The sequence below is a fragment of the Winogradskya humida genome (assembly GCF_016862215.1).
In the GTDB taxonomy this organism is placed as follows: Bacteria; Actinomycetota; Actinomycetes; order Mycobacteriales; family Micromonosporaceae; genus Actinoplanes; species Actinoplanes humidus.
Genome location: NZ_BOMN01000101.1, coordinates 114,544 through 123,104, shown reverse-complemented (window position 1 = coordinate 123,104; position 8,561 = coordinate 114,544). Strand labels below are relative to the sequence as shown.

Genomic DNA, 8,561 nt, shown 5'->3' with positions numbered 1-8,561 from the left:
GGTGTTCTATTCTAGGTCGCATGTTGGCGCAGTTGCAGCACTTGACCAAAGACGCGGCGGACCTCGCCGCAGCTCCGCTGTGGCCGCTGTCCGACCAGGACCTCACCGGCATGCTGCACGCCGCGCACCACCTCGCGCAGATCGCCACGGTCCTGCAGGCCCGCCTGATCCACCAGGCCCGCACCCGCGGCATCCCCGAAGCACACGGCCACCGCAACGCGAAAGGCTGGCTACGTTCCCTGCTCGTGGTTGATCCGCAACCGGCCCGAGACCTCGTCGCCCACGCCGATGTCCTGCAGCGCCCCGCAATCGGCCAGGCCGTCCTCGACGGCCGCGCCGACCTGCGCCAGGCCGCAGTGATCGCAGAGACCCTCGACGCCCTGCCCGACGACCTCGCCCACACCGACGGGGCGGCGGACACCTACGCGATCGTGGAGCAGGCCGAAACCGCTCTGCTCGACATGGCGGGCGAGTTCCCCGCCTACCAGCTACGCCGTGTCGGGGAACGAATCCTCGACCACGTCGCCCCCGAGGTCGCCGACCAGGCCGCAGCGGCTGCTCTGGCCCGCCAGGAAGCGCATGCTCATCCCCGCCGCGGCTTCACCATGTCGCTCCCGGTCAACGGCATGGTCCGGCTGTCCGGAGCACTCGGTCTCGAAGACGCCGCAGTCGTGCAGGCAGCCCTGCACCCGCTCTGCGCGCCGAGCCCGGACGACAAACGAACCCCGTCCCAGCAGCGCGCGGACGCCCTGACCGAGATCTGCCGCCTAGCGTTGCGAACCACCGACCTGCCCGTCGACGGCGGCGAGCCACCCCAATTGTCGGTAGCAGTGACCTACGGCCCGCTCGCCCAGGCCCTGGGTGTCGGCACGACCGACACCGGCGTGCGAGTGTCACCTGACACGGTGCGCCGACTTGCCTGCGACGCCCGCATCCTGCCCCTCGTCCTGGGCGGCCAAAGCCAGATCCTCAACGCCGGCCGCCGTCGCCGCAACGCCACCGGAGCCCTACGCCGAGCCCTGCACCTGCGTGACCGTGGCTGCGCGTTCCCGGGATGCGATCGGCCACCCCGATGGACAGACGCGCATCACGTCTGGCACTGGGCAGCCGGCGGCCCAACAAACCTCGACAACCTGGTACTGCTCTGCGTGCGTCATCACAAGGTTCTCCACGACCCCCGAGCCGGCTGGCAGATCCGACTCGCCCCCGACCGACGCCCCGACTTCATCCCGCCACCCGACATCGACCCTCACCAAAAACCCTGCCGTAACCAATACCACCAACACCAGTAAACCGCGCAAAAACGCCAGCTCGGCGGGCTCAGCGCGGCGGGCTCAGCGCGGCGGGCTCAGCGCGGCGGGCTCAGTGCGGCGGGCTCAGCTCAGCGGGCCTGACTCAGCGGGCCTGACCCAGCGGGCCTGACCCAGCCGGCCTGACCCAAGCTGGCCAAGACGGCGGCCCGAGCCCGTTGGCTCATATCCGTCGTGCCTACGAGGAGGCGCTGATCGAGATGGTTCGGTAGGCGGTGGTGTCGCCGGAGCGGTAGAGGCTGATGGTGACGCGTTCGTCGCCGGGGATGGTGAGGGTTTCGCGCCAGGTGCCGGCGGCCGACGCGGTGATGGTGCGGCTGGCTTTGGTGCTGGCGGCGACCGGGTTGACGGTGACCTTGTACGGGGCGTCCTCGTCGAGGAGGCCGGAGGCTGAGACGACGACCGTGCGGTTGCCGTCGGAGGCCACTGCGCCGGCGGGCTCGGCGGACAGGGCTGTGACGGTGGTTTTGTAGGTCTCGCGGGAGGTGTGGAACGAGAGCCAGCTGGCGCCGCCCAGGATGGCCGCCACCAGCAACAACGGCAGCGACTGTTTGATGAGGCGGTTGCGCTTCATCTTGTACTCGGCAGCGAGCCGTTCCTCGGTCGTCGGCGGAACGACCTGCATGACGATGGTGTGAGCCTCGGTCATCGTCGGCTCGGCCGCCGCGACGCGAGGCCGCGGCGAATCCCCGGCCGCGCCGCCGCCCGCGGGGCCGGAAGCCGCCGCAGCGGAACTCGCCGCGCCAGAACTCGCAAGACCAGAACTCGCAAGACCGGAACTCGCAAGGCCCGAACTCGTGGAGCCGGACAAGCCGGGGCCCGAAGGCCCGGAGCCGGACGAGCCGGAGCCGGACGAGTCTGGGCCGGACGAGTCTGGGCCGGACGAGTCTGGGCCGGACGAGCCGCGGTCGGAAGCCGCGCGGCCGGACGAACCGGCGTCGGGGCCCGCCGAGCCGGGGACACCGCGCGAGTTCGCAGGGGAGCGGGACGGGATGAGGGCGGCGATCAGGGCCGCGATCGTCACGCCGGCGGTGGCCGCGGTCCAGGTGACGCGGTCGAGGGGCAGGCGGCACAGGTAGATGACGAGGCCGGCGACGACCAGGACCGCCATGCTCAGGGCGGGGGCGAGGGTGACGCGTTCGACCACGGTGAGCGTACGGTCGCGAAGGAGAGCTCCGGTCAGAGCCGTGCCCGGCAGGACCAGGCCGAGCAGCAGGCCGCCGATGATGGGCAGCGGCTGGGGGCCTAGCAGCACGGCCAGCGCCGACAGCGTGGTGGCGGCCCAGACGATGCGGGTCAGCAGGGCGTTCATTCTCCCACTCCCATCCGGTAGACGCGGACGGTGCCGTTGTCGTAGAGCCGGTCGACGCCGGTGAGGGTGTCGAACTTGCCGAGCTGGGTGGCGGTCAGCGGGGAGGTGATGTTGCCCGCGTGCGGGTCGTTCTCGAAGTACGCCTCGCCCTCCGGCAGCTGTTCACCGAGCCGCTTGTCGACGACCAGGTACTGGATGTAGAGGTCGTTGACGAGCTGCTCCTCGGTCAGGCCCCACTCGTCGGCGTAGTACAGCGGGCCGACCTCGCGGACCGGGTCCTGCCTGCCGTACGTGGACGCCAGCGACACCGAGGTGACGTCGCCGCCCACCCGGTTGTCGTGGCCGAGCGAGTCACGTTCCCAGTCGGCGGCGTCCACCCCGTACGCGTCGACTGATCTTTCGAAACCGCCCGCCAGGTACGGTCCCGGCAGGATGGAGCCGATCGGGGGCCAGCCACCGGCCCGCGCGCCGATCATCAGTACGGTGATCATCAAGGAGCCCGCCGCGACGCGGCTGTAGAGGTTCCAGCCGCCCGGCGCGATCACGTCGATCGCCGGTGGGGACGCCCGCCAGCGGTGCCCGTCCGCGTCCTTGGCCGGGATGATCTGCACGCCCCGGACCAGGGCGATAGCGGCCAGGATCGAGATCGGCACGTACGTGAACGTCGACAGCCGCGCCGCGATCTCCGGCCCGTTCTGCCCGAGGAACCGCGCCCCGTTCCCGGCGAAGAAGATCGCGCCCCCGACCGCAGCCGCCCAGCGCCACGCATCCCGGTCGCTGCGCTGGAACATGTCGCGCAGCAGCGCCACGTACAGCACGAAGAGCCCGAGCAGCCCGAGCCCCTGCACGATCAGCTGCCCGAAACTGATGGCCGCCGTTGTCGAGGACGCCTCGGACGTACCGCTGATCAGGTTGTTGACCGTGTCGACCACCTGGTCGACCGGCGCCTCGAGATAGCTCACCACGTCCCGCGCCACGAACAGCACCCACGCCAGCACGATCACCAGGTCCACACCCGGCAGCACCAGCGCGCTCCACCGCCGCGGCCGCTGCACCACCAGCTCGACCACCGCCAGCAGCGTCAACGTCAGCACCAGCGCGAACGCGGTCACATGGTGGCTCACCGTGCAGACACCCATGGACAGCACCGCCAGCACGACGAACGGCCACCCGCCCTCGGTGCGCCACCGCCGCGTCGCCCAGACCGCGAGCATGAAGAACGGTAGCGCCGCCGTCTGGTAGAGAAACATCGAGTTGAAGAACAGATAATGCAAAGCTGTCGCGTACGTCGCACAGGCGACCCCCGCAACCGCAGGCGAATTACTGGCCCGCAGCACCGCGGCGAACAACACCGCCACGAACACCAGATGCGCGATCCCCGCGACGATGACCCCCGAAGCAGTCACCGGCAGCCCCGTCATGGACGTCAGCGCCGCCCCCATCTCGGCCAGCCCCGGAAAATGCACGGCGGGCGGCAGCGCCGGATTCGGCTGGAACAATTCCCCCGACTGCACGATCACGGTCGTCGCCAGCCAGTGCTGCAACTCGTCCGGGAACCGGAACTGGTCCGGGCTGTACATCCACTTCAGCAGATACTGATTCAGCGCCAGCCCCATGACCAGCACAAACGACTCAGCCACCCCGGCCATCCGCCGGCTCAGCAACCGCACGACCACAGGCGTGAAAACAACCACCTGCCCGATCCAGTACGCATACTGCGCGTTACCCGTCCCGATCCGCCCCCCAGCGTACCCCAGGGCAATCATGAGCACACCCAGAGCCGAGATGGTGAGTACGGCCGGAGCGTGCCCAAAATCAAGCGGCTCCCGCCGCGGCCTCGCAGGACGCGGCGCCCGCCCAGGATCACGCGGCGCAGGCACCTTCGTCCGCTGCCCGTCCTTACGCCCGTGCACGATAGGAATCAGCGCAGTCACGGCGCTGTCCCTCTCACCCGCGGAGGCCTTCACCCCACTGATGACCTGAGTCTCATCCGCAGCAGGCAGCCTGATGACCTGAGTCCGCTCAGCCCCGCCCAGCTCACCCCTCCGCAGCGCACCCTCGTCCGGCGCGCCCTCGTCCGGCTCGGCCCGGTTGGGCTCGGCCCGGTTCGGCTCGGCCCGGTTGGGCTCGGCCCGGTTCGGCTTGGTCCCGGTCGGCCCGGCTTTGGACGGCTCGGCTCCGTTCGCCGCGGCTTTGGACGGCCCGGCTCCGTTTGGCCCGGCTCCGTCCGGCGCGGTTTTGGGCGGCGCGGTTTTGGGCGGCGCGGTTTTGGGCGGCGTGGATTTGGGTGGCGTGGTTTTGGGTGGCGTGGTTGTCGTCCGGTTGGGGAGCTCGATGATCTGGGTACGCTCGGCGTCGCCGCTCTCCACCTTGATGGCCGAGATGACCTGGGTCGCGTCGACGAGCGGCGAGGCCTCCGGCAACCGGATAACCTGCGTGGCCTCGGCATCCTCCGCGGCACCCCGCTCTGCAGCCGGGAGATCCTTGCGCGGGCGATCCTGGGCCGGGCGATCCTGGGCCGGGCGATCCTGGGCCGGGCGATCCTGGGCCGGGAGATTCTTGGGCGGGAGCTTGATGATCGCGGTGGCATCAGGGTCAACCTGAGCTTCACGCTTGCCCGTGGCGACCTCTACTTCACCCCGAGATTCGCCCCGCGCGGGCACCTCATCCCGCGGCGCCTCGGCACCGACAACAGACGGCTTGCCCCTGACCCCAGCCATCCCACTGCTGGTTGGCCCGCTGCTGCTCGGCCCGTTGGCGCCCGGCCCGCTGCTGCTAGGCCTGCTGCTGCTAGGCCCGCTGCTGCTCGGCCCGCTGCTGCTCGGCCCGCTGCCAGTTGGCCCGCCGATGGTCGGCCCGCTGCCATTCGGTCGGCTATCGGTTGGCTCGCTGCCGGTCGGCCCGCCGCTGGTCGGCCCGCCGCTGGTCGGTCCGCCGCTGGTCGGTCCGCCGCTGGTCGGTCCGCGGCCGGTCAGTCCGGTGGCACGGGGCCAAGAGCCAGGCGTTGCACCGCGCGGCGTCTCGGTGGAGGTCTTTGGTGTGGATGGGGGAGCTGGTGTGGATGGCGGAGGGGTGACTGGCTGCTCTATGGCTTTTGAACCGTTGCTGGCAGTCGCCTCGACGATTCGCCCCCGGTGCCCGTCATCCGACTTATCGGACGAATTCATCTTTGACGGGGCGGGCTCGATAGGCGCTTCGGCGCCCTGGATCGACGTCATCGGCGCCGCAGGCCGCAAGGTTGGCTCAGCCACTCCCGAAGCTGGCTCAGCCACTCCCGAAGTCGGTTCAGCAGCAGACCCAGCGCCCCCTGCAGCGCCTGAGCCATCCTGAACGCCCGGCACCGTGCCCGGCACCGTGCCCGGCACCGTGCCCGGCACCGTGCCCGGCACCACGCCCGGCACTGCGCCTGAAGCCGCAGGCTGGCCGGGTTGGTCGTCTGAATGATCGTCGGCGGAGCTCACCATGGAACGGCCGCTCCCCCCGGGTGCGGTGGGGGAGCGGTCTGCGGGAGACCAATCATTTGCCACATATGCACCGAGAATGCCCCGTTTCTCGGGTGATTGTCCGGTGAACTGCACGATCAGCGGCTGCCCCGGAGCTTGGCGCGGGCGGCGCGCCGGCCCTTCAGGTACGCGCGGGGACCGGCCAGCATCCCTCGTCGGTTGGCGCCGAGGAGTTCGCGCGGGAAGTCGTCCTGCAGCGTCGACACCCGCAGGCTGTCTTTGCTGGTGAGGTCCTTGAGTGCGCTGGGGGCCAGCTTGAGCAGTGGCCACAGCAGCGACGGGCGGGACAGCAGCAGGCTGGTGTAGGCGGCTGTGAGCCCCGCGCCGTACCCGATCATCTGTTTGCGGAGGCCTTCGAAGTCGCGGCGGTGGTAGTGGTGGGTGACCGCGGTGGGCTGGTAGACGATGGTGCCGCCGCCCAGCAGGACCTGGGTGAAGGCGAGGGTGTCCTCGGAGCCCATGGCGGGGGTGCCGGCGCCGAGGGCGGTGTCCCAGCCGCCGGCGCGTTCGATGACGCCGGGGCGGAAGGTCATGTTGGCGCCGGTGCCGAACGGGGGCAGGGGGTAGAGCGGGCTCTGGATGTGCGCCGTCGCCGGGCTGAAGACGTCGGGTTTGAAGCCGCGGCCCTTGCTGTGACCGCCGAACTGCTCGAACCAGAGCTGGGCCTGGGTTTCGAGCTCCGCGGGGACGATCACGCCGGAGACGACGTCCGCGGAGGGGTGTTCGTGCAGGGCGCGGGCGATCTCGGCGAGCCAGTTCGGGTCGGCGTACTCGTCATCGTCGATCCAGGCGATGATCTCGCCGGGGGCGGCGGCCTGGGCGGCGTTGCGGGCGAACGACAGGCCGGCTTTGGGTTCCTTGAGGTAGGTGACCGGGCCGCGGCGGGCGGCCGAGCTGACCACTTCGGCGGTCGCGTCGGTGAGCGGGGCGTTGTCGACGACGAGGATCCTGAAGTCGGGGTAGTCCTGGGCGAGCAGGCTGTCGAGGCAGCGGGCCAGGGCGCCGGGGCGTTCCCGGGTGCAGACCACGATCGTGATCGGCGGGGCGGTGGCGAGGGCTTCGCGGCGGCCGGCGAGGAAGGCCGGTTCGCCGTCCGGGACGATGCCGTCGGTGGGCACGGTCGCGAGGCCGCGTTCCCGCAGGCGCGGTGCCAGCTCTTTCTCCAGGGCGGCAGCCAGGACGGCCGGTTCCAGCCCTTCTGTGGGTACGCGGACCAGCGCCGTCCCCAGCGGTTCGCTGAACAGGCGTACGAGGATCCAGGCCTGCAGCACCCGCCGTCCGTCCGGCGCGACGGCGGGGACGGGGGCCAGCGGCTGGGCCAGGTCGATGTCCAGGACGACGGCGGGCAGCTCGCCGGCGCCGGTGCTCAGCGTCGGCGCGGTGAGCGGGGTCTCCGCCGTCATCGGGTGGCCTCCGCGGTGACGCGCTGCGGCGTACGGCGGGCTGCGACCGTCTCGACGACGCCTCCCCAACCGGCGGCAGCGACACCGGCGATCACGCCGCCGGCCTTGAGGGCGTGCCCGACGCCTTTGCCCCGCGCCGCGGCACCGAGGTTGCGCACCACGGCCTTGGGCAGCGAGCGCAGGTAGTCACGTTCGGAGCCGAGGCTCTCGTTGCCGTCGAGCAGCCCGGCCATCGCGACCTTGCCCCGGCCCTCGGCGTAGCAGCGGCGGATGAAGAAGCCGAAGGTGGAGCGGCCGGCGGGGACCTCGTGGCGGATGACGGCGTCCGGGACGTACATCCAGTGGCCGCCGCCGAGGGCGCTCATCCGCAGGCACAGCTCGGTGTCCTCGGGGCGGTTCTGGTTGCCGAGCTTGCCGAAGCCGACCCGGAAACCGCCGACGGCGAGGAACGTCTCGCGGCGCACGATCATGCCGGCCGACCAGACGTTGCGGATCTTCGACACCGTGGTCGGCATGCCGGAGTAGGAGCCGCCGACAGCCCAGAGGAACTCCTCGGGCATCCAGCGCGGCTCGCCGGTCTGCCAGTCGGGGCAGATGCCGCCGCCCGCACCGACGACGGTGGGGTCGCTGAACGGCGTGATCAGGTTGCCCAGCCACTCGGGGCCCATGCTCACATCGTCGTCCACGAACGCGATCAGCGAGGTCGAAGTGTGGAAAGCGCCCGTGTTGCGGTTGCCGGAGACGCCCTGGGTGTAGAGGTTCTCGAGCACCGTGACGCCGCTGAGGTCCCGGCGCGCCCGGCGGTACAGCTCCGGGTTGTGGTCCACCACGACGACGATCTCGGCCGGCGTGTAGGTCTGCGACTTCGCGGCCGCGACCGCGCGGACGATCGACGGCCAGCGCTTCTCGGTGTGGGTCGGGATGACGATGCTGACGGCGGGGCGGGGGGTGGATTCCACGCTGGGTGTGCTCCTCGGGCGGGGTGGGCCGTGGCCGCGTGACCGTGGGGGTCACGGGCCGGCCGGGGTCGTGC

At 70.8% G+C, this 8,561-nt stretch carries 5 protein-coding genes; 1 reads left to right on the top strand and 4 read right to left on the bottom strand.

From position 1 onward, the window contains the following. The coding region (locus Ahu01nite_RS35535) for an HNH endonuclease signature motif containing protein (protein WP_307794659.1) at positions 1-1,292 on the top strand (1,292 nt) is incomplete at its 5' end. Positions 1,293-1,488: 196 nt separating this feature from the next. On the opposite strand, the gene Ahu01nite_RS35530 is transcribed toward Ahu01nite_RS35535, so the two are convergent. The 4 genes from Ahu01nite_RS35530 to Ahu01nite_RS35515 all read right to left on the bottom strand — a co-directional run bounded on the left by Ahu01nite_RS35530 (position 1,489) and on the right by Ahu01nite_RS35515 (position 8,487). Next, positions 1,489-2,622: a DUF1616 domain-containing protein gene (locus Ahu01nite_RS35530; RefSeq protein ID WP_203841097.1), complete on the bottom strand. Its 1,134-nt coding sequence runs from the start codon at positions 2,620-2,622 to the stop codon at positions 1,489-1,491. Then, complete coding sequence (locus Ahu01nite_RS35525; protein ID WP_203841096.1) at positions 2,619-5,045, bottom strand: putative glycosyltransferase family protein; 2,427 nt, start codon at positions 5,043-5,045, stop codon at positions 2,619-2,621. The genes Ahu01nite_RS35530 and Ahu01nite_RS35525 overlap by 4 nt, the downstream gene beginning before the upstream one ends. 1,157 nt (positions 5,046-6,202) lie before the next feature. Continuing rightward, on the bottom strand, positions 6,203-7,528 hold the full coding sequence (locus tag Ahu01nite_RS35520) for a glycosyltransferase family 2 protein (RefSeq protein ID WP_203841095.1): 1,326 nt from the start codon (positions 7,526-7,528) through the stop codon (positions 6,203-6,205). After that, positions 7,525-8,487: a glycosyltransferase family 2 protein gene (locus Ahu01nite_RS35515; protein ID WP_203841094.1), complete on the bottom strand. Its 963-nt coding sequence runs from the start codon at positions 8,485-8,487 to the stop codon at positions 7,525-7,527. Before Ahu01nite_RS35515 ends, Ahu01nite_RS35520 begins: the two co-directional genes overlap by 4 nt. Between the last annotated feature and the right edge of the window lie 74 nt (positions 8,488-8,561).